General features: G+C 65.8%; 26 protein-coding genes. 15 read left to right on the forward strand and 11 right to left on the reverse strand.

The window, feature by feature from the left end:
* Positions 1-170: 170 nt before the first annotated feature.
* Entirely contained in the window at positions 171-1,823 is a 1,653-nt protein-coding gene (locus tag QW868_RS12055; RefSeq protein WP_315785123.1) for a glycosyltransferase family 39 protein, read from the forward strand.
* Between the two features lie 104 nt (positions 1,824-1,927).
* The gene (locus QW868_RS12060; protein ID WP_315785119.1) at positions 1,928-2,707 is read left to right on the forward strand and encodes a class II aldolase/adducin family protein; all 780 of its coding nucleotides are present in this window, start codon (positions 1,928-1,930) and stop codon (positions 2,705-2,707) included.
* A gap of 107 nt (positions 2,708-2,814) precedes the next feature.
* Here the strand turns inward: QW868_RS12060 and QW868_RS12065 are convergent, their stop codons facing one another.
* The 4 genes from QW868_RS12065 to QW868_RS12080 all read right to left on the reverse strand — a co-directional run bounded on the left by QW868_RS12065 (position 2,815) and on the right by QW868_RS12080 (position 4,851).
* Complete coding sequence (locus tag QW868_RS12065; RefSeq protein ID WP_316230643.1) at positions 2,815-3,348, reverse strand: hypothetical protein; 534 nt, start codon at positions 3,346-3,348, stop codon at positions 2,815-2,817.
* A gap of 90 nt (positions 3,349-3,438) precedes the next feature.
* Entirely contained in the window at positions 3,439-3,888 is a 450-nt protein-coding gene (locus QW868_RS12070; protein ID WP_315739871.1) for an Hsp20 family protein, read from the reverse strand.
* Positions 3,889-4,121: 233 nt separating this feature from the next.
* Positions 4,122-4,352 carry a hypothetical protein gene (locus QW868_RS12075; RefSeq protein WP_316230644.1) on the reverse strand — a complete coding sequence of 77 codons (231 nt, stop codon included), beginning with the start codon at positions 4,350-4,352 and terminating at the stop codon, positions 4,122-4,124.
* Positions 4,353-4,494: 142 nt separating this feature from the next.
* The gene (locus tag QW868_RS12080; RefSeq protein WP_316230645.1) at positions 4,495-4,851 is read right to left on the reverse strand and encodes a co-chaperone GroES; all 357 of its coding nucleotides are present in this window, start codon (positions 4,849-4,851) and stop codon (positions 4,495-4,497) included.
* Positions 4,852-5,073: 222 nt separating this feature from the next.
* Between QW868_RS12080 and QW868_RS12085 the strand changes: the two genes are divergently transcribed.
* Together QW868_RS12085 and QW868_RS12090 are read left to right on the forward strand one after the other, a co-directional pair.
* The gene (locus QW868_RS12085) at positions 5,074-6,168 is read left to right on the forward strand and encodes a trypsin-like peptidase domain-containing protein (protein ID WP_316230646.1); all 1,095 of its coding nucleotides are present in this window, start codon (positions 5,074-5,076) and stop codon (positions 6,166-6,168) included.
* Between the two features lie 145 nt (positions 6,169-6,313).
* Positions 6,314-7,531 (forward strand): GGDEF domain-containing protein, encoded by a 1,218-nt coding sequence (locus QW868_RS12090; RefSeq protein WP_315812622.1) that lies wholly within the window; start codon positions 6,314-6,316, stop codon positions 7,529-7,531.
* A gap of 144 nt (positions 7,532-7,675) precedes the next feature.
* On the opposite strand, the gene QW868_RS12095 is transcribed toward QW868_RS12090, so the two are convergent.
* The 3 genes from QW868_RS12095 to QW868_RS12105 all read right to left on the reverse strand — a co-directional run bounded on the left by QW868_RS12095 (position 7,676) and on the right by QW868_RS12105 (position 11,416).
* The gene (locus QW868_RS12095; RefSeq protein WP_316179208.1) at positions 7,676-9,079 is read right to left on the reverse strand and encodes a M20/M25/M40 family metallo-hydrolase; all 1,404 of its coding nucleotides are present in this window, start codon (positions 9,077-9,079) and stop codon (positions 7,676-7,678) included.
* A 115-nt stretch (positions 9,080-9,194) separates the two neighbouring features.
* Positions 9,195-10,805: a helicase HerA-like domain-containing protein gene (locus QW868_RS12100; RefSeq protein ID WP_315739875.1), complete on the reverse strand. Its 1,611-nt coding sequence runs from the start codon at positions 10,803-10,805 to the stop codon at positions 9,195-9,197.
* Positions 10,806-11,080: 275 nt separating this feature from the next.
* A complete protein-coding gene (locus tag QW868_RS12105) occupies positions 11,081-11,416 on the reverse strand; it encodes a hypothetical protein (RefSeq protein WP_315739876.1) in 336 nt (111 codons plus the stop codon).
* On the opposite strand from QW868_RS12105, the gene QW868_RS12110 reads away from it, so the two are divergent.
* The 10 genes from QW868_RS12110 (at position 11,415) to QW868_RS12155 (ending at position 20,875) form a co-directional block, all read left to right on the forward strand.
* On the forward strand, positions 11,415-11,822 hold the full coding sequence (locus tag QW868_RS12110; RefSeq protein WP_315739877.1) for a DUF4332 domain-containing protein: 408 nt from the start codon (positions 11,415-11,417) through the stop codon (positions 11,820-11,822). The two genes, QW868_RS12105 and QW868_RS12110, sit on opposite strands and share 2 nt — an antisense overlap.
* Before the next feature lie 75 nt (positions 11,823-11,897).
* Positions 11,898-12,755, forward strand: a complete 858-nt coding sequence (gene folP / locus QW868_RS12115) for a dihydropteroate synthase (RefSeq protein ID WP_316230647.1) — start codon at positions 11,898-11,900, stop codon at positions 12,753-12,755.
* Positions 12,752-13,120, forward strand: coding sequence for a dihydroneopterin aldolase (gene folB, locus QW868_RS12120; protein ID WP_009028138.1), 369 nt, complete (start codon positions 12,752-12,754; stop codon positions 13,118-13,120). Before folP ends, folB begins: the two co-directional genes overlap by 4 nt.
* A 5-nt stretch (positions 13,121-13,125) precedes the next feature.
* On the forward strand, positions 13,126-13,614 hold the full coding sequence (gene folK / locus QW868_RS12125; RefSeq protein ID WP_316230685.1) for a 2-amino-4-hydroxy-6-hydroxymethyldihydropteridine diphosphokinase: 489 nt from the start codon (positions 13,126-13,128) through the stop codon (positions 13,612-13,614).
* A gap of 102 nt (positions 13,615-13,716) precedes the next feature.
* Positions 13,717-15,579, forward strand: a complete 1,863-nt coding sequence (locus QW868_RS12130; protein WP_316230648.1) for a methylmalonyl-CoA mutase subunit beta — start codon at positions 13,717-13,719, stop codon at positions 15,577-15,579.
* 2 nt (positions 15,580-15,581) lie between these two features.
* On the forward strand, positions 15,582-16,046 hold the full coding sequence (locus tag QW868_RS12135) for a GFA family protein (RefSeq protein ID WP_315716096.1): 465 nt from the start codon (positions 15,582-15,584) through the stop codon (positions 16,044-16,046).
* A 19-nt stretch (positions 16,047-16,065) separates the two neighbouring features.
* Positions 16,066-18,222, forward strand: a complete 2,157-nt coding sequence (scpA, locus tag QW868_RS12140) for a methylmalonyl-CoA mutase (protein ID WP_316230649.1) — start codon at positions 16,066-16,068, stop codon at positions 18,220-18,222.
* A gap of 201 nt (positions 18,223-18,423) precedes the next feature.
* Positions 18,424-19,197 carry an RsiV family protein gene (locus QW868_RS12145; protein WP_316230650.1) on the forward strand — a complete coding sequence of 258 codons (774 nt, stop codon included), beginning with the start codon at positions 18,424-18,426 and terminating at the stop codon, positions 19,195-19,197.
* 35 nt (positions 19,198-19,232) lie between these two features.
* Positions 19,233-20,222 (forward strand): methylmalonyl Co-A mutase-associated GTPase MeaB, encoded by a 990-nt coding sequence (meaB, locus tag QW868_RS12150; RefSeq protein ID WP_316230651.1) that lies wholly within the window; start codon positions 19,233-19,235, stop codon positions 20,220-20,222.
* On the forward strand, positions 20,219-20,875 hold the full coding sequence (locus tag QW868_RS12155; protein ID WP_316230652.1) for a pyroglutamyl-peptidase I: 657 nt from the start codon (positions 20,219-20,221) through the stop codon (positions 20,873-20,875). The genes meaB and QW868_RS12155 overlap by 4 nt, the downstream gene beginning before the upstream one ends.
* A gap of 38 nt (positions 20,876-20,913) precedes the next feature.
* Here QW868_RS12155 and QW868_RS12160 read toward each other — a convergent pair whose 3' ends face one another.
* The gene (locus QW868_RS12160; RefSeq protein ID WP_315739884.1) at positions 20,914-21,201 is read right to left on the reverse strand and encodes a GlsB/YeaQ/YmgE family stress response membrane protein; all 288 of its coding nucleotides are present in this window, start codon (positions 21,199-21,201) and stop codon (positions 20,914-20,916) included.
* Between the two features lie 228 nt (positions 21,202-21,429).
* On the opposite strand from QW868_RS12160, the gene QW868_RS12165 reads away from it, so the two are divergent.
* A complete protein-coding gene (locus tag QW868_RS12165; protein ID WP_316230653.1) occupies positions 21,430-22,806 on the forward strand; it encodes a TIGR03808 family TAT-translocated repetitive protein in 1,377 nt (458 codons plus the stop codon).
* Between the two features lie 9 nt (positions 22,807-22,815).
* Here QW868_RS12165 and QW868_RS12170 read toward each other — a convergent pair whose 3' ends face one another.
* The 3 genes from QW868_RS12170 to QW868_RS12180 form a co-directional block, all read right to left on the reverse strand.
* On the reverse strand, positions 22,816-23,676 hold the full coding sequence (locus QW868_RS12170; protein ID WP_315777538.1) for a DMT family transporter: 861 nt from the start codon (positions 23,674-23,676) through the stop codon (positions 22,816-22,818).
* Positions 23,677-23,744: 68 nt separating this feature from the next.
* Positions 23,745-24,341 carry a TetR/AcrR family transcriptional regulator gene (locus tag QW868_RS12175; RefSeq protein WP_316230686.1) on the reverse strand — a complete coding sequence of 199 codons (597 nt, stop codon included), beginning with the start codon at positions 24,339-24,341 and terminating at the stop codon, positions 23,745-23,747.
* A gap of 123 nt (positions 24,342-24,464) precedes the next feature.
* Positions 24,465-25,091 carry a TIGR03809 family protein gene (locus QW868_RS12180; protein ID WP_316230654.1) on the reverse strand — a complete coding sequence of 209 codons (627 nt, stop codon included), beginning with the start codon at positions 25,089-25,091 and terminating at the stop codon, positions 24,465-24,467.
* Between the last annotated feature and the right edge of the window lie 400 nt (positions 25,092-25,491).

Here is a 25,491-nt window from a genome sequence, read left to right on the forward strand (position 1 = left end):
TGCCAATATGGCGCTCAGCAGCCGAAATTCGGGTCCCCGCTGCGCTGCGAGAAGCATGCCTTCCCATAATTCCGACACCTCGGAAGCCGGGACGCGCTATACGGAGGCGGGGAACACAGGCCTGAAACGCGGAAGCGGGGTCGCCAGGGGACGCCGGGTTACACTCAGCCATGACAACGATAACCACTTCGGTCCTCGAGACGCCGACGCGGCGGTCCCTTGAGCGGACGTATGACGATCTTGCCATGTTCGCGCTTGCCGCGGTCGCGGTGGTGGCCGGGCTCACATTCCGGGATTACGGCCTCGGCTGGGATGATTACACCCATGCCGAATATGCCGATCTGTTGCTGCGCATGTACGGTTCCGGTTTCAGGGATCAGGCGGCGCTGTCGTTCGCCAACCTTTATATGTACGGCGGCGGCTTCGACATGGTTGCAGCCCTGCTGCACAAGATCCTGCCGCTGGAGCTGTTCGAGACCCGCCGGCTGGTCGGCGCCATCGTCGGGCTGATCGGCCTTGCCGTGACCTGGCGCCTGGCGCGCCGCATCGGCGGCCCGGTGGCCGGCCTTGCCGCCCTGCTGCTGCTGGCGCTCTGCCCGATCTTCTACGGCCACATGTTCATGAACCCGAAGGATGCGCCCTTCGCGGTGGCGATGGTGGTGCTGCTGATGGGCCTGGTCCGCCTCGCCGATGAGTATCCCTACCCCTCGCCGCGCACCATCCTGATCCTGGGCCTGGGGGCCGGCTTTGCGATCGGCTCGCGCATCCTGGGCGGCATGGCTGTCGTCTATGCGATGGTCGGCTTCCTGCCGCTGTTCATGGAGGAATACCGCACGCAAGGGCCGCGCGAGGCGATCCGCCGCTTCGCCCACGTGCTCTATGTGCTGATCCCCGGCCTGATCCTGGGCTACCTGATCATGGGGCTGATCTGGCCCTGGTCGATCATCGAGCCGGCCAACCCGTTCCGGGCCCTGACCTACTTCTCGCACTTCTTCGAGAAGCCGTGGAAGGAGATGTTCGACGGTGCGCTGGTCTCAGTGCCGGACATGCCTTGGTCGTACCTGCCGACGCTGTTCGCGCTGCAGCTGCCTGAATTGATGATTGCGCTGTTCGTCGCCGGCGTCGTGGCCTCCATCATGTCGCTGTCGCGGCCCGACGTGCCGGCACGCCAGAAGAGCATCCTGTTGATGCTGACGCTGGCGGCGACGCTGCCGATCCTGATCGCGATCGTCAAACGCCCGGCGCTCTACAACGGCATCCGCCACTTCGTGTTCGTGATCCCGCCGATGGCGCTGCTCGGCGGCATCGCCTTCTCGTGGTTGCTGTCGTGGCTCAACGCCGACGAGCGCCGCAGCTGGCAGCCGGTGGCGATCGCCGCCTTCTGCTTCGGCCTGCTGCTGCCGCTGGCCGAGATGATCCGGCTGCATCCCTATCAGTACACCCACTTCAACTTCATCGCCGGCACCGTGCGCGAGGCCGACACCCGCTTCATGCTCGACTATTGGGGGCTGGCGTTGAAGCAGGCCTCCGACGGGCTGAAGGAGCAGCTCGACGAGCGCCAGGAGGTGCCGCCGATCGGGCACAAATGGAAGGTCGCGGTGTGCGGCCCGCAGCGTCCCGCCCAGGTCGCGCTCGGCCCCGATTTCACCATCGGCTGGGACAGCCATGCGGCCGACTTCGCCATGACGCTCGGCGAGTTCTACTGCAAGGGACTGACTGCCCCCGTCATGGTCGAGATCAAGCGCGACGACGTCGTGTTCGCCCGGGTCTACGACATCCGCGGCCGCAGCATTTCCAGCCTGCTGTCGATCCCGGCGCCCTGAGCGGCCTGCTCAGCCAAACGACATGACTGCTGCCCTGCCCTGCGCCTTGCCGCACGGCGGCGTGCCGCCTAGGCTCCGGTCAACCCTGGAAATCGGAGAATGCCATGTCGCCAGCCGAAGCGCGCCTCAAGGAAGTGCCGTCGAACATGACCGAGGCCGAATGGTCGCAGCGGGTCAATCTCGCCGCCGCCTACCGCCTAGTGGCGCTGTTCGGCTGGGACGACCTGGTGGACACTCACATCTCGGCCCGCGTGCCCGGTCCCGAGCATCACTTCCTGATCAACCCCTACGGCCTGCTGTTCGAGGAGATCACCGCCTCCAGCCTGATCAAGGTCGACCTCTACGGCAACCAGCTGTCCGAGAGCGAGTACAGCATCAATCCCGCCGGCTTCACCATCCATTCCGCGATCCACGAGGTGCGCGAGGATGCCGGCTGCGTCATCCATCTGCACACGCTCGACGGCGTCGCGGTGTCAAGCTGCGCCGACGGCCTGCTGCCGCTGAACCAGATCGCGCAATACGTCACCCACGACCTCGCCTACCACGACTACGAGGGCGTGGCGCTGGACCATGACGAGCGGCCGCGGCTGCAGCGCGACCTCGGCACCAGGAACCACATGCTGCTGCGCAATCACGGCACGCTGACGGTCGGCCGCTCGGTCGCCTCCGCCTTCGAGCGGATGTATCACCTTGAGCGCGCCTGCTCGATCCAGGTGCGGACGCGCACGCTGGGACCCTCGGCCTATCCGGTGCGCGACGAGGTCATCGACAAGAACGCGAAGCTGTTCGACAATGAGGATCGCGTCGAGCTGCGCTCCACTCAGCTGGTCTGGCCGCCACTGCTGCGCCGGCTCGATCGCCTCAATCCAGGCTACCGGAATTGATTGTCGCCCGCTGATCGGCTAGTCTGAGTCCATCACCCTCTACGCTTTTCGGAATGAAACGCCGCCCAATTCCGGGCGGCGTTTTTATTTGTCCGATGATGCGTCCGTCAGCAGCACACCGCCCGAGACAGGCTCTGCCGCTCAGGCAGACCGTCGAGTTGCTGCAGTTCCTCGGCCAGCCGGCGCTCGACGAAGCGCCGCTCGTGCTCGGCAAGGCGGGTGGCGAGCAGCTTGCGATAGCGCCGCACATTGGCCTCGCGCGAGAAGCGCAGGCGAGCGGCGGGCCGCATCCGGCCGCCGGGGAGATTGTCGGCCGCGGCGCCATCGGCATCGACATCGACAGGCGGAACGATGCGCATGGCGGCCCCGCCGCGCGGGCGCGGTGGCTGATCCTCGCGGTCGAGCTGACGCAGCGCACCGAGCACGTCGGCCAGATGCAGCGGCCTGGAGATGCCGGGAATCTTGCGCAGGCCAGGCTGCGACTCGACGGCATACATGTCCGACGCCCAGGACGACAGGATCAGCCGCTTCTCGGCCAGTGACAGCTTGCGGTCATTCAGCAGGTCTGCCGGCGATTCGTAGTGTGAGACCGGATGGAATCCGGCACTGCCGGCGGTGATCGAAAAACGGTGCTCGCTCATGGCGTCTCTCCTCCTACACTCCTTTCACAAGAGACAGTTGCTGCAAGGGCGCGGGCGACATTCCGCCCGCGCCGCAGCTCGAACAAGGCGTCAAGCCGCCTTCTGCTGCGCGATCTGCTCGACCGGTGCCGTGCCGATGGCAATGCGGCGCGGCTTCATCGCCTCGGGGATCTCGCGTACCAGCTCGATCCGCAGCAGGCCGTTGTCGAACGCCGCGTTCGTCACCTGCACGTAGTCGGCGAGATTGAACTGCCGCTTGAAGGGACGCGACGAGATGCCCTGATAGAGATATTCGCGGGTCTCCTTGTCGGCCTTGCGCCCTTCCACCGTGAGCACGTTGTGCTCGGCGGTGATGGACAGCTCGTCCGGGGCGAAGCCTGCCAGCGCCAGCGAAATCTGGTAGCGGTCGTCGCCGAGCCGCTCGATGTTGTACGGGGGATAGTTGTCCTCGACCGCGCGCTGGGTCTCGTCGAGCAGGTCGAACAGACGGTCGAAGCCGATGGTCGAACGCCACAGCGGAGAGAAGTCGTAGGTCCTCATAGCCAAGTCCTCCTAAGAGCAAGATGGATACGAAGGAGCGCCGAGCCGATGCAAACTTCAAAGTCCCAGAAACTTCTGAGTATCAGACGACCGGTCAGCGCCCAGATATCGACCGGGCCCTTACGGCACCCGGCGCCGCCGAAGCGGCAGCAGACGACTTAGAACAGCCGACATCCGTTTCAAGAGGAAAAATCGAATTTTTTGTCGCAGCCTCTATCGCAGCGCAACACCCGTCAGGCGGCCACGGCGGACAGCCGTTGCAGCCGCATCGTCGCCTCCCGGAGCACGCTGACCAGCCGGTCGCGCTCGCTCTGATCGATGTCGCCACGCGACAACACGGCCTGGCAGTGCGCCACCACGCGTTGCTCGCTCTCGATCAAAAACCGCGTCAAGCGACGGGGATCGCCCATGCTCATGACGGAGGTCGGGTTGGGCGGCGGATGATCGTATTGCCAGGCTGGCATGATCGGGCCTGCGAGCTCGCGCTGCGCTGCTGATGAGACCGGGCGGCGCGACAGCGCTCAACCACACCTCCCGTCGACCGTCGGTCCGTTCACAGCCGGCTCATGAACGCAATTGTGGCCGGTTCTGGACGAACTGCGATCGTCAACCTGATTGATAGCTGCGCGTTGTGGCCGATCCACGACCGGCCGCGGCAGCGATGAGTTGTTTGTAGATATTTCTTTCGCGCAGCCGGGGCCGGGCTGCGACCAGTCCGCCCGGATTCGTGCGATCAGAAGTCCATCGATGGCGCGGCTTGCCGAACAGCACCCGGTCGCCGGCCTTGACGTCGAGGGCGACCTGCTGCCCCTGCTCATTCCGCGCACCAGCGCCGACGGCGACGATCTCGCCCTCCTGCGGCTTCTCCTTGGCGGTGTCGGGAATGATGATGCCGCCCTTGGTCTTCTCCTCGGCATCGATGCGGCGCACGAGCACGCGGTCGTGCAATGGACGGAAATGCATGCACATCCTCCTTTACAGATCAGCGATGTCATAAGCCTCGGGTCCCATCAGGCCCCCGAGCGAGCAACGACCTAGGAAAGCCGAACTTTTCGTTCAAGAGGGTCACGCAAATTTTTTGGCACTCTCGGGGAACGATTGCCAGCGCGGCTCTTGAACCGGGCCGGCCGCTTTCCCAGCTCTGTCGTCGCCGAAAAATCCTGATCGCGCTTGTTGGGGATCACGATGCAGCTTCCGCCTTTTCTCCGGGCCGTCCTGGCGCCTGCCATTCTGCTTTGCCTGATGACCGGGCCTGCCTTGGCCCAAATTCCCGATCTCAAGCTCGGTCGGGTGCCGACGCTGGCCCCGCTGGTCAAGGAGGTGACGCCGGCCGTCGTCAACATCTCGGTCGAAGGCAAGGTCCGCCAGGACAACCCACTCTACCAGGACCCGCTGTTCCGCGAGTTCTTCGATGTCCCCAAGCAGGTCGAGAAGCAGATCAGCGCCACCGGCTCGGGCGTCATCGTCGATGCGCAGCGCGGCTACGTCATGACCGCCAATCACGTCGTCGAGCACGTCACGACAGCGCAGATCCGCACCAAGGACGGCCGCAAATTCGCCGCCCGCCTGGTCGGGCGCGATCCCGCCACCGATATCGCGCTGCTGCAGATCAGGGACCCCATCGACCTCAAGACCATCTCGCTTGGCGACAGTGATGCGCTCGAGGTCGGCGACTTCGTGATCGCCGTCGGCAACCCGTTCGGCCTTGGCCAGACCGTCACCTCGGGTCTCGTGAGCGCGCTCGGGCGAACCGGCCTCGGCAAGCAGGGCTACGAGGACTTCATCCAGACCGACGCGGCGATCAATCCCGGAAATTCCGGCGGCGCGCTGATCAATCTGCGCGGCGAGCTGGTCGGCATCAACACCGCGATCATCTCGCCCGGCGGCGGCAATGTCGGCATCGGCTTCGCCGTCCCGATCAACATGGCGCGGAGGGTGATGGAGCAGCTCGTCGCCAATGGCCGCGTCGATCGCGGCCGTATCGGCGTGACCCTGCTCGACCTGGATGCGCCGGCCGATGGCCGGATTCAGGGCGCGCGCGTCGCCGACGTGACCGTGGGCTCGCCGGCCGAACGCGCGGGACTGCGCAAGGGTGACATCATCGTGAAGGCGAACGACATGCCGGTGCGCAGCGCCACGCAGGTTCGCAACCTGATCGGCCTCACACCGGTCGGGCAGCGCGTCCGTCTCGTGTTCGAGCGCGACCGCGCGCTCGGCAACGCGACGGTGGAGGTCGCGCCAGTCACCGAAGAACGTGCGCGCGCGAGAACCTCGGGCTGAGAATTCAACTTCTGTTCGCTGTTAGCTGCGCATACCACGTGGAGTAAATTTTTACCGTGCATCAAGCATGCAGCGAGACGCCGATACCTCTCTAAACGCCTGTTAAGTGCCATCGCGCTTATTGCAACCCCGCGGAGGTATTGAAATGCGGGGTGATGGTTTGGCGTTCAGTTTGCCACGCTGGCGCGTGACGCGCTGGCTGGCCGACCCGGGATATCCGGTGTCATCAGATATCCGGCTCGCATTGACGGGTGAGCTGTACGGCTGCTGGTCGGTTTTCGCCGGCGGCGCCATCAACACCGTGGCGGTCGCCGCGGCGCTTGCGCTGCGCACGCCGACCGCCCTCTTCATCACATGGTTCGTGATGGAAGTCGTAATCTGCCTGTCGCGGCTGATCGTGATGATCATTGCCTACCGCCGCGCGCGCGAGCGGCTAACGACGCCGACCGACATCCACATCCTGCTGTCGGTGGCCTGGAGCGCCAGCGTCGGCTTCGGCGTCGGCATCAGCCTGGCGTCGGGCGACTGGGTCGCCGCGTCACTCACCTGCATCTCGTCGGCCGCCATGGTGGGCGGCATCTGCTTTCGCAATTTCAGCGCGCCGCGCCTCGTCGGCACCATGATCCTGTTCAGTATCGGCCCGGTGATCCCGGGCGTCGCGACGTCGCATGAGCCGCTGTTGTTCGCGATGTATCTGCAGATGCCGGTCTACTTCCTCGCGATGACCGGCGCGGCGTTCCGGCTCAACAAGATGCTGGTGGCGGTCATGCAGTCCAAACGCGAGAGCGACGAGCGGGCGCGGCGCGATCCGCTCACGGGCCTGTCCAACCGCGCCGGCCTGATCGACGCGCTGCAGAGCAGACTCACGGACAAGGCCGGCGGCGACCGGAGCTTCGCCGTCCTGTATCTCGATCTCGATGGCTTCAAGCCGGTCAACGACACCTTCGGTCACGCCGCAGGCGACGAGCTGCTGAAGATCGTCGCCAATACGCTGCGGCGGACCGCCTCTCCGGACGACGTCATCGCCCGGATCGGCGGCGACGAATTCGTGGTGCTCGCCGGCGATCCGACGATCGACCACGCACTGGCGCTCGGCGAGCGGATCATCGAGGTGATGGCCGCCCCGATGGTCATGCCGGGCGGTGCGCATGTCCAGATCGGCATCAGTATCGGCATCGCCGTCGCACCCGAGCACGGCACCGATCCGGAAGCCCTGCTGTTCGCGGCGGACGCCGCGTTGTATGAAGCGAAATCGAGCGGGAAATCCTGCTGGCGATTGGCCTCGGCCGAAGCCAACCTCGCAGCGCTGCGCAAAATCGCCGGCGGCGATCTCGCTGCGAAGTCGGTCGCCAGCGCAGCGTGAGTTCAGCCTCGTGCAAACAATCTGCGCCGTCGCAGTCGTAGCCCGGATGAGCGAAGCGACATCCGGCATCTCACGCGCTGCCGCGTTGCCCCCGCATGTCGCCTCGCTCGTGCGGGCTACGGACTCATGCGAGGGCCAGCGGGTCTAGCGCGGCATCTCCGCGAGCGCAGCGAGGATGCGGGCCCAGGAGCGGATGCCCTTGTGGTAGCTCTTGAGGTCGTACTTCTCATTCGGCGAATGGATGTTGTCGTCGTCGAGACCGAAGCCGACCAGCAGTGAATCGAGACCGAGCGTCTTCTTGAAGTCGGTGACGATCGGGATCGAGGCGCCCGAGCCCATCAGGATGGTCTCCTTGCCCCACTCCTCGGTCAGCGCCTGCTTGGCAGCCGCCAGCGGCTTCATGGTCCAGTCGAGCGCGATCGCGGCACCTGCGGAATGATCGCCGAACTCGACCGAGCAGTCGCCGGGGATGCGCGCCGACACGTAGTCGCGGAACGCCTTGCGGATCTTCAGCGGGTCCTGGCCCTCGACGAGCCGGAACGAGACCTTCGCATGGGCCAGCGACGGGATCACGGTCTTCGAGCCCTCACCGATATAGCCGCCCCAGATGCCGTTGATGTCACAGGTCGGCCGCGACGAGATCTGCTCGATCAGCAGACGATCCTTCTCGCCTGCGGGGATCGACAATCCGATCGGCTTGAGGAAGCTTTCGGGAGTGAGGTTCAGCTTCTTCCACTGCTCCAGAACCTCAGGCGGAACGTCCTTCACGCCGTCATAGAAGCCGGGAATGGTGATGCGGCCGTCGGCGTCGAACAGGCCGCCGAGAATCTCGGTCAGCACCCGGATCGGATTGCGCGCGCCGCCGCCGAACACGCCCGAATGCAGGTCGCGGTTGGCGGCCTTGATCTTCACCTCTTCATAGAGCAGGCCACGCAGTGAGGTCGTGATCGCCGGCGTGTTCGGGTCCCACATGCCGGTGTCGCAGACCAGCGCGAAGTCGGCCTTGAACTCGTCCTTGTTGGCTTCGAGGAACGGCACGAAGTTCTTCGAGCCGACCTCCTCCTCGCCTTCGATCACCACGGTGACGTCGAGCGGCAGCGCGCCCGTCACCTTCTTCCAGGCGCGGCAGGCCTCGACGAAGGTCATCAGTTGGCCCTTGTCGTCCTCGGCGCCGCGCGCGACGATGATCTTGCGGCCGTCGGCGTGATCGGCGACGACAGGCTCGAACGGCGGCCGGTGCCACAATTCGAGCGGATCGACCGGCTGCACGTCGTAATGACCGTAGAACAGGACATGCGGCCTGGCGGCGCCATGGCCGTTGCTCTTGCCGACCACGGCGGGATGACCGGCGGTCGGCCGCACCTCGGTCGCAAAGCCGAGCGTCGCAAGATCCTTGGCGAGGTGGTCGGCCGCCGCCTTGCAATCCTCAGTGAAGGCCGGATCGGCCGAGATCGACTTGATGCGGATCAGCGCAAACAGCCGTTCCAGGCTGTTGTCGAAATCAGCATCGATGTGATCGAGAACGGATTGAAGCTGCGCATTGGCCATGGCCACGAGACCCCTTTAGCAATTGACGACGATCGGCCCGCTTGTAGCTCCGTTGCGCGGTCCGGGCCAGCCTCCCGCGGCGAGAGCATCGCGCCGAAGGAGAGCGCTGCCTGGATCATCGCCGCAGCAATCCCCCAAGCGCGCCGCGCACCAAAGAGCGACCGATCGAACTGCCCAAGGAGCCGCCGACCTGCTTGCCGAGATCGGCCGCAATCCCGCCCACCACCTTGTCGGAGACCGAGCGGGCGACGTTGCGCGCAATCACCTGTGTCGTCGAGAGCTGGCCGCGCTTGACGTTGGTGCCGAAGATCGTCGCGGCGATGTCGCCGATCTTGCCGAGCACGCTGCCGGACGAGGCTTCCGTCGTCACGGCGGTTCCGCTGATCCGCTTCTGCAGCAGCTCATAGGCGGACTCGGCGTCGATCGCGGTATCGTATTTGCCCTTGACCGGGCTCGCAGCGATGACCGCCTTGCGCTCCTCCGGCGTCACCGACCCGATCCGCGCCGACGGCGGCCGGATCAGGACGCGCTCCACCATCGCCGGCGTGCCGTTGCCCTCCAGGAACGAAACCAGCGCCTCGCCCTTGCCGAGCTCGGTGATCACCTTGGCGGTGTCCAGCTTGGGATTGGGGCGGAAGGTGTCGGCGGCGGCGGCCACCGCCTTCTGATCGCGCGGCGTGAAGGCGCGCAGCGCGTGCTGCACGCGATTGCCCAATTGCCCGAGCACCCGGTCCGGAACATCGAGCGGATTCTGCGTGACGAAATAGACACCGACACCCTTCGACCGGATCAGCCGCACCACCTGCTCGATCTTGTCCATCAGCGCCTTCGGCGCATCGTTGAACAAGAGGTGCGCCTCGTCGAAGAAGAAGACCAGCTTGGGCTTGGCGAGATCGCCGACCTCCGGCAGCTCCTCGAACAGCTCGGACAGCATCCACAGCAGGAACGTCGCGTAGAGTCGCGGGCTCTCCAGCAGCCTGTCGGCGACGAGGATGTTGATCATGCCGCGGCCATCGCGGTCGGTCTTCATGAAGTCGGTGAGCATCAGCGCCGGCTCGCCGAAGAACTTCGTGCCGCCCTGGTTCTCGAGCACGAGCAACTGCCGCTGGATCGTGCCGACGGTGGCGCGCGTGACGTTGCCGAACGATTGCGCAGCCTTCCGGATCGGCGCCAGCGGATCGGCGTCGGCATCAGCGCCTTTCTTGCCGGCCTCCGGAATGATGGCGTCGAGCAGCGCGCGCAGATCCTTCATGTCGATCAGGGCGAGGCCGTTCTCGTCGGCCACGCGGAACGCGACGTTGAGCACGCCCTCCTGGACATCGTTGAGGTCAAGCATCCGCGCGAGCAGCAGCGGCCCCATCTCGGTGACGGTGGCGCGCACCGGATGGCCCTGCTCGCCGAACACATCCCAAAATACCGTCGAGAACTGATCGGGCTGATAGGTGAGCCCGAGCTCGGTCGCGCGCTTGATGATGAAGTCCTTCGCTTCGCCGGTTTGCGAGATGCCCGAAAGGTCACCCTTGATGTCGGAGGCGAAGACCGGAACACCTGCACGAGCAAAACCTTCGGCCATCACCTGCAGCGAGACGGTCTTGCCGGTGCCGGTTGCACCGGTGACCAGGCCGTGGCGATTGGCGAGCGCAAGCGTCAACCAGGCCGGCTGCTCACCGGCTCCCACGAAGATCTTGTCGTCGGTATCAGCCAGGGATTTTCCGGATGGTGCCATGATGATCCATCTTTCGAGAGTGATTGTTTCGCATCGCACGTGGAGCGGAGCATCTCGTGCAGTAACATAGTTGAGTTTCGCGAATGGGAACTAGGGTCAGGCTGCCTTACCTCTTCGCACGACACGCACTCTTCTTAACATTGGTGCTGCGGGATACGCAGGTTTGAGCCGTGGATTCAACATCTGGTCTTGCATCGCTGCAACAGTTCATCGTCGATCACGAATCGATTCGCGCACCGGGCCGGCTCCTCGCTTGTAATTCACGGATCGTCCGATCAAGATGAATTCAGCGAGAGGACGTTCGGTCTTGGGGGACCGGATGATACGGGGTTCACATGAACGAGTTGATTGAGCCGCTGGCCAGAACGGCCGGCATCGGTAGAGTCGTGGCTGAAATCATCGGCACCGAGCCCGACCTCCTCAGCGACAATGGACGGCAACGACGGGAGCAGCAGCGATCCGCCGGTGAACTTTTCAAATTCGGCCGCGACCAAACCGAAGCGGATCAGTTGGCACGATCGCGACAGGCACACCCGGCCTGAGCCGGTTGCCCAAAGCCCAACCGCCTGGGCCAGATCACCTGAAGCACCTTCGCGCGCGCCGAGCATCATGACATATCCGATCACCGAACTCGAAGGCATGACGGCCTTCTATGCTGCCAAGCTGAAAGCTCTGGGCATCCGCACCACCGACGCATTTCTCGAAGCCGCCCGGACCGTGAAAGGGCGCAAGGCGCTTGCCGCCACGACCGGCATCAGCGAGCAGCAACTGCTCGATTGGGCAAATTCCGCCGACTACATGCGCATTCCCGGCATGGGCAAGGCCAAGGTCTGCCTCGTCCGCGCGGCCGGCGTGCCCACCGTGCGCGAGCTGGCGCACCGCAACCCCGCCCGCCTGGCGCAGAACATCAAGGAAGTGAACACCCGGCGGAAGCTGGTTCGCATCCTGCCGTCGGAGAAGTCGGTCGGCCAGCTCATCGAAAAGGCGCGCCGGCTGGAGCCGAAGATCAGCTATTGACCAGCCTCTAGATTGACCGCGCTTGTACGGCGCGACACCTTGACTTGACGGTGGCAACCGCGCAAAGCGGCGCCCATGAGCGCCATTTCGCCGCACTCCGCCTCGGACCTCACGTCGAGCCACCCGCTGCTGCGGCTGTGGCTGGCGCGTCCATTCCCGGCGGTGATGGGCATCCTGAACGTCACGCCGGATTCGTTCTCGGACGGCGGCCGTTTCGATGCACCGGAGCGGGCGATCGCGCAGGCCGAGCGCATGATCGCGGCCGGCGCCGACATCATCGACATCGGCGCCGAGTCCACCCGGCCCTACAAGGGCGCGGTGCCGGTCACGGCCGAGGAGGAGCTGGCGCGCCTGCAGCCGATCCTGCCCGCGATCGTCGCACTCGGCGTCCCCGTGTCGATCGACAGCATGAAATCTCAAGTTGTAGACTACGCGCTGAACCGTGGTGCTGCGATCGCCAACGATGTGTGGGGTCTGCAGCGCGATCCCGCGATGGCCGCGGTCGTCGCGGCGCATGGCGCGCCGGTCGTGGTGATGCACAACCGCGCTGCCGTCGATCCGGAGATCGACATCATCGAAGACATGCTGGGCTTCTTCGCGCGCTCGCTCGACATCGCCGCCAAGGCCGGCATCCCCATTGGTAACATCGTGCTCGATCCCGGCATCGGCTTCGGCAAGACGGCGCAGCAGAGCATGACCGCACTGGCGCGGCTCGACGCATTCGCGCGCTTCGGGCTGCCGCTGCTGGTCGGCGCGTCGCGAAAACGTTTCATCAGCACCGTGGTGGCGTCGGAGCCGCAGGAGCGGCTCGGCGGCTCGATCGCGGCGCATCTGATTGCGGCTCGGCGCGGTGCTGCAATCATCCGGGCGCATGACGTCGCCGAGACGGTTCAGGCCGTGCGCGTGGCCGCCGCAATCGAGGCACTGGGATGACCGACACGATCTTCATCAAGGGCGTTCTCATCCACGCGCGTCATGGCGTGATGGAGCATGAGAGCGAGGTCGGCCAGCGCTTCGTCATCGACCTCGAGCTCTACACCGATCTGTCGGACTCTTCACGCAGCGACCGCCTCGCCGACACCGTGTCCTATTCCGACGTGGTGGAGACCGCGACCGCGGCGTTCAAGGACGTCAACTACCGCCTGCTCGAACGCGCGGCCGGCGCGGTGGCCGATGCGATCCTGTCGACCTTCGCCCGCATTCGCGCCGTCAAGGTCACGGTGCATAAGCCGCATGCGCCGATCGCCGCCATCTTCGAGGATGTCGGCGTCGTGCTGACGCGCTCGCGGCATCCATGACGGCGATGGCGAGCGCGCTGATTGCTCTCGGCGGCAATGTCGGCGACGTCAGGGCGACGTTCCGGCGCGCCATTCCGGAGATCTGTGCGCGCGCCTCGGCGGCGCTTGTCGCGCGGTCGTCCGACTACATCACTCCGCCATGGGGCGAGGAGCAGCAGCCGCCCTTCATCAATGCCTGCATCGAGATCGCGACCGCGATGCCCCCACGGCCGCTGCTCGGCGTTCTGCATGCGGTCGAGCGCATGTTCGGCCGCAATCGCGCGCAGGAGACGCGGTGGGGTCCGCGGACGCTCGACCTCGATCTGATCGCCTACGACGATTTCGCGATCGACACGCCCGATCTCACGTTGCCACACCCCCGGCTGTTCGAACGCGGCTTCGTACTGGTGCCGCTGGCCGAGATCGTGCCGGCGCGACGGATTGCCGGCCGCCGGGTCGATGAGGCCCTGCGCGCCGTTTCGCGCGACGGAATCCGGCCGCTGCCAGCCGAATAGCTGACGTCTCCGGCCAAACAACCGTTTGGCTTGGCCCCCCTGACGTGGCATTTTGCGCCACAACAATCGCGATAACAGACGCCCCGGGAGACGCGTGCCGACATGACGACCGAGACCGACGATCTGCGACTGGCTGCCGATTTTGCTCCGGCCAGCGAGGCGGACTGGCGCAAGCTGGTCGATGGCGTGCTGAAGGGCGCGGCTTTCGAGAAGCTGGTCGGCAAGACCTATGACGGGCTCCAGATCCAGCCGATCTATCCGCGCGCCAAGCATGCCGCGCCGGTCGCAGGCCGCTCAGCATCGGCGCCATGGCAGATCATGCAGCGCGTCGATCATCCCGATCCGGCCAAGGCCAATGCGCAGGCGCTGATCGACCTCGAGAACGGCGCGACCGGCTTGTCGCTGGTGTTCGCCGGGTCGAATGCCGCACACGGCTTCGGCCTCGCCGCCAGCGCCGACGCAGTGGCGCGCGCGCTCGACGGCGTGCATCTCGATGCTGCGATTGCAATCGAATTGCAGCTCGGTGAATCGGTCTCGCCCGCCTCGCTTCTCGCCGACTACGTCAAGCAGCGCGGCGTCGAGGCCGCTGGCTGCGACATCCGATTCGGCCTCGATCCGATCGGGGATGCTGCCAGTCGCGGCGCAAGCTCACATGACGCATCGATGCTCGGCGGCAACTCGGGCGCGCTGGTCAAGCAACTGCACGAGGCCGGCTTCAAAGGCCCGTTCTTCGCCGCGGACGGCCGGGTCGTGCACGACGCCGGCGGATCGGAGGCGCAGGAGCTCGCTTTCGTGCTCGCCTCTGGTGTCACCTATCTGCGGGCGCTCGAAGCCGAAGGCATCGCGCTCGAGACCGCGCGCGGCATGATCTATGGCCGGCTCGCCGCCGACACCGATCAGTTTCTCACGCTGGCAAAATTCCGCAGCCTGCGGCGGCTGTGGGCGCGCATCGAGGAAGCGTGCGGGCTGGCACCGAAGCCGCTCTTCATCTCGGGCGAGACAGCGTGGCGCATGCTCACCCGGCGCGACCCTTACGTGAACATGCTGCGCGCAACCATTGCGACGTTCGCGGCCGGATTGGGCGGCGCCAACGCCGTGACGGTGCTGCCGCACACGGCCGCACTCGGCCTGCCCGACGCATTCGCGCGCCGTGTCGCCCGCAACACGCAATTGGTGCTGCTGGAGGAGAGCAATCTCGCCCGCGTCGCCGATCCCTCCGCCGGCGCCGGCGGCATCGAGGCGCTGACCAGCGAGTTGTGCGTTACCGCCTGGGCACTGTTCCAGGAGATCGAAAAGGCCGGTGGCGTCGTGGCTGCCTTGCAGGCTGGGCTGATCCAGTCCAAGGTCGCCGCGGTGAAGGCGGCGCGGAATGCCAACATCGCCAGGCGTCGCGACGTGCTGACCGGCGCCAGCGAGTTTCCAAATCTCAACGAGGCCGAGGTCGCGGTCGAAGCGGTTGCACCGCTGGCTCCGCAGGCGACAGCCAAGGCTGCGCTCACCTTCACGGCGCTCGCGCCCATCCGTCTCGCAGACGGGTTCGAGAAGCTGCGTGATCGCTCCGGCGCCCTGTTGAAGAGCAAGGGACAGCGCCCCTCGATCTTCCTCGCCAATCTCGGCACCGCCGCCGATTTCACCGCACGCGCGACTTTCGCCCGCAGCTTCTTCGAGGCCGGCGGCATCGCGGCGATCGATGGCGCGGGCGCTTCGGATCCGGCCGCGCTGGCTGCCGCCTTCCGCGCCTCCGGCGCCGCCATCGCCTGCCTCTGCTCGTCCGACAAGGTCTATGCCGACGCCGCGGTTCCGGCGGCCAAGGCCCTTCAGGCCGCGGGCGCGCGACATATCTATCTGGCAGGCCGCGGCAGCGAGCAGGAGGCCGCGCTGCGCGAGGCCGGAATCGGCAGCTTCGTGTCCGCCGGCGGCGACGCGCTGAAGACGCTCGAAGACGCCTATACGCATCTGGAGTGAGCATGACCGACGACACCAAGCCTCTCCTGACCGGCGGCTGCCAATGCGGTGCCGTCCGCTTCGCGTTCAAGACCACGCCGAACAAGGTCAGCATCTGTCATTGCCGGATGTGCCAGAAAGCCTCCGGCGCGCCGTTCGCCTCGTTCGCTGAGATCGACCGCGAGCACTTCGCCTGGACGCGCGGTCAGCCCGCCGCGTTCCGTTCATCCACGATCGCCGAGCGCTTCTTCTGTCCCGCCTGCGGCACGCCGCTCGGCTTCGGGCGTATTGATGGGCCGCGGATCGAGATCATGACCGGCAGCTTCGACCGGCCGGACCGGGTGGTGCCGACGCGACAATATGGCTCGGAGTCGCGACTTGGCTGGGTGGTCGCGATCGCCAATCTGCCGAGCCAGACGACACAACAGAACTATGGACCGGAGAAGATGGCGACCATCGTCAGCCATCAGCATCCGGACCATGATTGAGAGACGAGGACGCCAGGCCATGAGCCGCATTCCCGATTTCACCGCGATCGCGTTCGAGCCCACGGCCACGCCGGCTCCCGCAGGCCACGCCGAGCCGTGGCTCACGCCCGAAGGCATTCCGGTGAAGCCGGCCTATGGCGAGGCCGATCTCGCCGGCATCGACTTCCTCGACACCTGGCCGGGCATCGCGCCGTTTATGCGCGGTCCGTACCCGACCATGTATGTCAACCAGCCCTGGACGGTCCGGCAATATGCCGGCTTCTCCACGGCGGAGGATTCCAACGCGTTCTACCGCCGCAACCTCGCCGCGGGCCAGAAGGGCCTGTCGGTCGCATTCGATCTCGCCACCCATCGCGGCTATGATTCCGACCATCCGCGCGTCGGCGGCGATGTCGGCATGGCCGGCGTCGCGATCGACTCGATCTACGACATGCGCACCTTGTTCGCCGGCATTCCGCTCGACCAGATGAGCGTGTCGATGACCATGAACGGCGCCGTGCTGCCGATCCTCGCGCTGTTCGTCGTCGCCGCCGAGGAGCAAGGCGTGCCGCCGGAGAAATTGTCGGGCACCATTCAGAACGACATTCTGAAAGAGTTCATGGTGCGCAACACCTACATCTATCCGCCGTCTCCCTCGATGCGGATCATCTCCGACATCTTTGCCTTCACCTCGCAGAAGATGCCGAAGTTCAACTCGATCTCGATCTCCGGCTACCACATGCAGGAGGCCGGCGCGACGCAGGATCTCGAGCTCGCCTACACGCTCGCCGACGGCGTCGAATATCTGCGCGCCGGCATCGCCGCGGGTCTCGACGTCGACCGCTTCGCACCACGGCTGTCGTTCTTCTGGGCGATCGGCATGAACTTCTTCATGGAGGTCGCCAAGCTGCGCGCCGCGCGGCTGTTGTGGGCGAAGCTGCTGAAGCCGTTCAACCCGAAGGATCCGCGCTCGCTGTCCCTGCGCACCCACAGCCAGACCTCGGGTTGGTCGCTGACCGCGCAAGACGTCTACAACAACGTCGTGCGCACCGCCGTCGAGGCGATGGCGGCGACCCAGGGCCATACGCAGTCGTTGCACACCAACGCGCTCGACGAAGCGCTCGCGCTGCCGACCGACTTCTCCGCCCGCATCGCCCGCAACACGCAATTGTTCCTGCAGCAGGAGAGCGGCACCACGCGCATCATCGATCCCTGGGGCGGCTCGTACTACGTCGAGCGCCTCACCCGCGATCTCGCCGCAAAAGCCTGGGGCCACATCCAGGAGATCGAGGAGCTCGGCGGCATGGCCAAGGCGATCGAGGCCGGCGTGCCGAAGCTGCGCATCGAGGAGGCCTCGGCCAAGACGCAAGCCCGCATCGACACCGGCCGCCAGTCGGTGATCGGCGTCAACAAGTACAAGCCGACCGACGAGCCGCCGCTCGACGTGCTCAAGGTCGACAATTCCACCGTCCGCCGGCTGCAGATCGACAAGCTCAGCCGGCTGAGATCCGAGCGCAAGCAGGCCGAGGTCGATGCGGCGCTGTCGGCGCTCACGCGCTCGGCCGGCGACGGCAACGGCAATCTGCTGGCGCTCGCGATCGACGCGGCGCGCGCCAAGGCCACCGTCGGCGAGATCTCCGACGCGATGGAAAAGGTGTTCGGCCGCCATCGCGCCGAGATCAAGTCCATCACCGGCGTCTACAAGCGGGAGATCGCCGCCATGTCCGGCAAAGCCGAGAAGCTGCAGGCGCTGATCGAGGCGTTCGAGGAGGCCGAGGGCCGCCGTCCCCGCATCCTGGTTGCCAAGATCGGACAGGACGGCCACGACCGCGGCCAGAAGGTGATTGCGTCGGCGTTCGCCGACATCGGCTTCGACGTCGACATCGGGCCGCTGTTCGCCACCGCCGACGAGGCGGCGCGGCAGGCGGTCGAGAACGACGTGCACATTCTCGGCGTCTCGTCGCTGGCGGCCGCCCATCTCACCGCGGTGCCGGAGCTGAAGGCCGCGCTCAAGAAGCAGGGCCGCGAGGACATCATGATCATCGTCGGCGGCGTGGTGCCGCCGCAGGATTACGATGCGCTCTACAAGGCCGGCGCCGAGGCGATCTTCCCGCCGGGCACCGTGATCGCCGACGCCGCCGAGGAGCTGATCCACAAGCTCAACGCGCGGCTGGGCCACAGCGAGGCGGCGGAGTAGTCCGACTGCGTCACGCCCCACCGTCATTCCGGGGCAATGCCAAAGGCCTTGAACCCGGAATCTCGACATTGTCTTGCGTCCATTCCTGAGAGCGTCGAGCTATTGACGCGCTGTAGTCAATCGCCGCGCGTTCGATCTGGGCACGATCGAACCTTTGCGGTAGGTGCGCGCACAGACCACCAAACCCGGATCACAAGTCTCATGTATTCTACCAAACTGCTTGTCGCCGCCCTGTTCGGCCTGCTCACCCTCTCGCCGGCGATCGCCGCCGAAGCCAAGCCCGATGCGTCGATCAAGACCAAGGCCGCCGAGGCCAGCGTCACGCTGAGTGCCGACGTCAAGGCCGATCCGGCGCTCGCCGCGAATTGCCTCGCCGAAGGCCGCAAGTGGATGGACAAGCAGGCTGCGGACGCCGCCAAGGACTACAAGGCGGACAAGGAACTGTTCCGCGACGGCCCTTACACCTATGGCCGCGACTATTCGGTGCGTTCGATCGTCGCCGATCGCTATGTCAGCGTGCTGCGCAACGACTACATGGACACGCATGGCGCCCATCCCAACCGGACGGTCGACACCATCCTCTGGGACAAGGCCGCCGCCAAGCGCATCTCGATCCGCCCGTTCTTCAACGAGACCGCCGACAACGGTCCGACCATGACCGCGATCAGCAAGGCGATCATCGCCTCGCTGCGGGCAGAGAAGAAGGCGCGCGACGCCGGCGACACTGACGAGTGGTGGTTGAAGAGCGTCGAGCCGAAGCTGCTCGGCATTGGCGCCGTCACGCTCGCGCCCTCGACGCTGGCCGGCAAGAGCTCGGGCCTCACCTTCCACTATCCGCCCTACGCCGTCGGCGCCTACGCGGAGGGCGACTATGTCGCCTTCGTGCCCTGGGAAACGCTGAAGCCCTATCTCAGCGCGGAGGGGCAGGCGATCTTCGGCGGCGCGAGGCCGAAGGGGGATGCGGAGGAGAACTAGCTGGCCGGGCCGCTCGCATCCGCTATAACGGGCGCATGTCCTCTCGTTCTCCTTCGCCAAATACCACGGCCTTGGCCGACGATATCAGCGCCGGCAGCCGCGCGGCGCTGGCGCGTGCGATCACCTTGGTCGAGAGCCGCCGCGCCGACCACCAGGCCGCCGCGCGGGAGCTGGTGCAGGCACTGCTGCCACGGACGGGGCACGCGATCCGGGTCGGCATCACCGGCTCGCCCGGCGTCGGCAAGTCCACCACGATCGATGCGCTCGGCATGTATCTGATCGAACAGGGCCACAAGGTCGCGGTGCTCGCGGTCGACCCCTCGTCGGCGCGCACCGGCGGTTCGATCCTGGGCGACAAGACGCGGATGGCGCGATTGTCGCATCACGAGCACGCCTTCATCCGCCCCTCGCCCTCGTCGGGCACGCTCGGCGGCGTCGCCGCCAAGACGCGCGAGGCGATGCTGCTGTGTGAGGCCGCAGGCTTCGACGTGATCCTGGTCGAGACGGTGGGCATCGGCCAATCCGAGACCGCGGTCTGCGACATGACCGATTTCTTCCTCGCGCTGATGCTGCCCGGCGGCGGCGACGAGCTGCAGGGCATCAAGAAGGGCCTGATCGAGCTCGCCGACATGATCGCGATCAACAAGGCCGATGGCGACAACGTCAAGCGCGCCAACATCACCGCCGCCGACTATCGCGGCGCATTGCATCTGCTCAGCCCCCGCTCCGAGCACTGGCATCCGCCGGTCGTGACCTATTCGGCGATGGCCGGGACGGGCATTGCCGAGCTGTGGCAGAAGGTCCTCGACCATCGCAAGGCGATGATCGCCTCCGGAGAATTCGCCGCCCGTCGCCGCGACCAGCAGGTGAAATGGATGTGGACCATGCTGGAGCGGCGCCTGATGGCGCGGCTGCGCACCGATCCATCCATCCGCGCGAAGGTGAAGAGGCTGGAGAGCGACGTCGCCGAGGGCCGCGTCGCGCCGGCGCTCGCCGCCGAGCAACTCGCGGAGATGCTGACATGAGCGAGCGGCCGCGCATCCTGATCACCGGCTTCGGCCCGTTTCCCGGCGCGCCGCTCAATCCGACCATGGCGCTGGTGAGGCGGCTGTCAGAGCTGCGGCGGCCGGCGCTGGACGACGTTGACGTCACGAGCCACATCTTTCACGTGACCTACGCGACCGTGGATCGCGAGCTGCCCGCCCTGATCGCCGAGCGGCGCCCGCATGCGCTCCTGATGTTCGGCCTCGCCGGGCGAACATCATACCTACGCATCGAGACCCGCGCGCGCAACGCGATCACCACGACCTTCCCCGATGCCGATCGCCACGTCGCGCGCAAGGGCGTGATCGCGCCGGGCGCACATCCGGCGACGTTCGGTCCGCACATGGCGCGGCTGCTGCGCGCGGCGCGCGCCACCGGCATCGATGCCCGGGCCTCGCGCGATGCCGGCAGCTATCTCTGCAACTATCTGAGCTGGCGCGCGATCGAGGCGACCAAAGCCGCCGAAGGGCCGCGGGTCGCCGCCTTCGTCCATATTCCTCCCTTGCCGCGCGCCGGCATGGCGTTGCCGCAAGGCAGTTCGCGCATCACGCTGGAGGGGCTGGTCGATGCCGGCGAAGCGATGCTGATGGAGCTGGTCAAGCTCGTGCGACAGGCGACCTGTCGCACGAGCTGACGTCGATAATGGTATGACCGCTGACCGTTAGCGCTGTGTCAGATGCTCCAACGGCGCCGACCGCCAAATCCCCCGCCGATCAGGCGCAGCAGGAGCAGCAGGACCACGGCGCCGATGAAGGCGTTGATGATCGCGGCGACCAGTCCGACGCCCAGATGGATTCCGAGCTGCGGCAACAGCCAGTTGCCGATGAAGGCGCCGACGAGACCGACGACCAGGTCGCCGATCAGGCCGAAACCGCCGCCCTCCATGACGCGGCCCGCGAGCCACCCGGCGACGATGCCGACGAACAGAATAACCAGTAGACTCTCATTTGACAGATGCATGACCCTCTCCTCGCCGATCCATTGCGGGAACAATGTCCGCGAGTCCCATTGGTTCCCTCGGGAGAGGCTCACCGGTTCGACGGGCAACCCCACGCCAGCGGCGATCTGACGTGAAGATTTAACCCTATCGCCAACAATCCCGGGCGCAGGCGCTCATCCTCAGCATCAGCTTTGAGGCTTTCAGCTTAAGTCGTGGCCGCACATCATCTTTTGCGTGAGACACTGACCATGGATGTCAATCGCCGCCGCATTCTGGCTGGATCGGCTGCCGGCGCCGCCGGGGCATTGGCCCTGCCGGCGGATGTCGCACAGGCCGCCCCCTTGATCTCCGCGCTCGGGCGCGACGCCACACAGTATGGCGTCAAGCCCAACAGTCCCGACGACCAGACTCGCGCGCTGCAGCGTGCGATCGACGAGGCCGCCCGCGCGCAGGCGCCGCTGGCGCTGCCGCCAGGCACCTATAGGACCTCGATGCTGCGCCTCGCCAGGGGCAGCCACTTGGTCGGCGTCCGCGGCGCCGCCAAGCTCGTGTTCACCGGTGGCGGCCCGTCGATGCTGTCAGCAGAAGGCGCTGACGGCCTCGGCGTCAGCGGCATCGCGCTCGACGGCGGCGGCATCGCCCTGCCCCAGCGCCGCGGCCTGCTCCATGTCGCCGCTAGCCGCGACGCCCGTATCTCCGATTGCGAGATCACCCGCTCCGGCGGCAGCGGCATCTGGCTCGAGCAGGTCTCGGGCGACGTCAGCGGCAACGTGATCACCGACATCGCGGTCACCGCCATCGTGTCGTTCGACGCGCTCGGCCTGATCGTGTCGCGCAACACCATCAACGGCACCCGCGACAACGGCATCGAGATCCTGCGCACTGCGATCGGCGACGACGGCACGATGGTGCTCGACAATCGGATCGAGGACATCAAGGCCGGCCCCGGCGGCTCGGGCCAGTACGGCAACGCCATCAACGCCTTTCGCGCCGGCAACGTCATCATCAGCGGCAACCGCATCAGGAACTGCGACTACTCGGCAGTGCGCGGCAACTCGGCCTCGAACATCCAGATCGTCGGCAACAGCGTCAGCGACGTGCGCGAGGTCGCGCTCTACTCGGAGTTCGCATTCGAGGGCGCCGTTATCTCAGGCAATACGGTGGATGGTGCCGCCTTCGGCGTCTCCGTCTGCAACTTCAACGAAGGCGGCCGCATCGCGGTGGTCCAGGGCAACATCATCCGCAATCTGATCCCGAAGCGGCCGATCGGCACAGCACCTGACGACGATGCCGGCATCGGGATCTATGTCGAGGCGGACTCCTCGGTGACGGGCAATGTCGTCGAGAACGCCCCGTCCTACGGTATCGTCGCCGGCTGGGGCCGCTATCTCAGGGACGTCGTGATCTCCGGCAACGTCATTCGCAATGCGCTCGCGGGCGTCGGCGTGTCCGTCGTTCCGGGCGCGGGCACGGCGCTCGTCAGCAACAACATGATCTCCGGCACCCCGCGCGGCGCGGTGATCGGACTCGATCACATCAAGCCGGTGACATCGGACCTGACGCGCGACGGGACGCAAGGCTATGCGCAGCTCGTGGTCAGCGGCAACGCGGTGCGACGAAGCTGAGCCGCCGCTTCAAATCGGCCGAGCGCTCGGCCTCACTTGTGTGATCGCGACGCCGGTGATCGCCAGCAGCCCGCCCGCAATCAGCTTCGGTGTCATCCGTTCGTCCAGGAACAATACGCTCGAGATCAAGGCGAACACCGGAAGCAGCAGGCTGAACGGTGCGACGCGGCTCATGGAGTAGCGGGCGATCAACCAGAACCAGACGCCAAACCCGACAATTCCGCCGATGAAGACCGTGTAGGCGAGCGCCAGCCATCCGCGTTCATCCGCCGCGGCAAGGCTCGCCACCTGGCCATATTCGAGGAACGACGACATGACCATGACTTGCGGCACGGTGAGCAGCGATGACCATCCCATCAGCATCAGCGGTTCAAAAGGGCCGTAGCGCTTGGTCAGGACGTTGGACACCGCGAATGCGAAGGCTGCGCCAACCACCAGCAGCAGCGGGAGCACGTTTGCCGTCAGACCCGGCTCGGCCGCCAGCACGACCACGCCGGCGAATGCAAGCCCTACTCCAGCGCATGTGGAGAGGGACGGCTTCTCCGCCAGCAGCGGCCACGCCAACAGGACGGTGAAGGGCGTGGCGAGTTGATAGGCGACGGCAGACATGCTTCCCGAGCCGAGCCCAAGACCAACATAGAACAGCCCGAAGTTCAGGCCGCCCAGGAAAACGGAAATGACTGCGATGTGACCGAGCTGTTGACGCGTCGGCCTTTTGACGAACGGAACGAGCAGCAGCGCGATGGCCAGAAATCGAAGCGCGAGAAAGAACAGCGGCGGAAACTCCGTCACCCCCACTTTGATGACGACGAACTGATAACCCCACAGTAGTGGAACGGCCACCGAGCAGAGAATCTGGACGATGGTCATGGCATTCTCCATTTAAGGACTGATCGGTCCAGATATAGGCGACTCGAAAGCAAGGCGCTCAACGGTCTCTATCGAATGAAGCGGTCGAGAAGCGCGTCAACGGTGGCTTGCGATGTGATCGGCGTCGGCCCCGTCTTGCCGACCACGCGCAGCCCCTCAACGAAACAGACGAGAATTCGCGCGGCACTCGAAGGTTCGACACCATCGGCCAGCTTGCCCGCCATCTTCGCGCGGGACAGTGCACCAGCCACCCGGATCTCCATGGCCTTGAAGAAACTCGCGATGCGCCGACCAACTTCGGTGTCCTGGCCAGCAAGCTCCATGGCTGTCGCCACCAGCAGGCAGCCGCGCCGACCCTTGGCCCCGCAGGTGCGGTCGACGTAGCCGGCAAGATAGGCCCGCAGGCCGTCGACCGGCTCCCTGCTTGGGTCGAGCTCGGTATCCATCCGGGCCAGGGCATCGGCGATGTAACGGTCAAGCGCGAGCAGGAACAGCGAGTGTTTGTCACCGAACGCGGCGTAGAGGCTGCCACGCGAGAGCTTCGTCGCCTGAAGAAGATCAGGCAGCGCCGTCGCGTGATAGCCACGCGACCAAAACACACCCATTGCCCGCTCGACAGCGGCGTCCATGTCGAAACTTCGCGGGCGCCCACGCGGCAACTGCATCGGAGTCTGGCGGCTCATCACCGATATATGGACCATTCAGTCTTGAAATCAAGTGACCAGATTGAGGGCCGCTTGCGGTCCCCTTGGCTGCGATGCGGAGTGGGTCTGGAGCTCGCCCTGCGCCTAGAACGCGACCGCCAGCGCGGGATAGCGGCGCTCGATGGCGTCGAGATCGACCACCGGCTCGTCATACTCGGCGTCGGACTGAATGCCGATGCTCAAAGCCTGCTCCAGGGCGAACATGTCGATGCGGGGCGGCGCGACGGTCGGCTCCGGCGCGATGGCATCTTCGGACACATAGTCGGGTTCGATGACGCCGTCCGGTTCCAGATCATCCGCGGCCAGCTCGATCTCGGGCTCGACGATGATCTCGGACTCCGCAAGGATGGTTTCGAGCGAGGGCGGCAGCGCGATGGGGCGCCGCTCGATGGGATGATTCTCGTTGAGACGGAGTTTGATCGGCTCCGGCTCGGCGGGGCGCACGGGAGCGGGTGGCGCAGCCACCATCGCAGCCGGCCGCTGGCTCGGCACGATGCTCACCTGCTCGGGCTCGGCGCGGGATAGCGCCTGCCAGGTCTGCACCGCGGCCTTGGCGTGCCGGATATCGTCGAGGAGCGACTGCTCGGTGTAGTAGCGGCGCCAGCGGCCGCTCTGGAACAGCTCGGTCAGATGGTCCAGGCGCCTTTCGGCAAGCGCGCACCAGCGTCCAGCCAGTTCGCGGCTGCAAGTCACGTCCGGTCGATGTGTCATGGGGGGAGCCCGTGAGATAAGGGGACGGACGCACTCGGCACGAATCAACGCAACGTGACGTGAATATTTTGTGGAAAAGGTTAACAAAGTCTAGCTAATGCCATGTTGTTTGGCGGCCAAACCGTAGTCGTGCGGAAATTTTCTCCGTGCTTTTTCGGAATCCGGCCTAGTGCAGCCACGCGAACGCGGCCAACGACATCGCCTGACAACCCGAAGATGTGCCCATCGGGCGGGCGAACACTGCCGGATATCAATGTCGCCGGGATTTGACCTGGCCCAGAAATGGAAGACCCGTCCGGGGGGACAACCGGACGGGTCGAGCCATATGGGCGCTTGGGGTGGATGGGCGCTCGCGCCGTATATAGCCTTGGGGAGGGGATCACCGCTCCCACATGCTTTC

It is taken from the genome of Bradyrhizobium sp. SZCCHNR1051, from assembly GCF_032489615.1.
GTDB lineage: Bacteria > Pseudomonadota > Alphaproteobacteria > Rhizobiales > Xanthobacteraceae > Bradyrhizobium.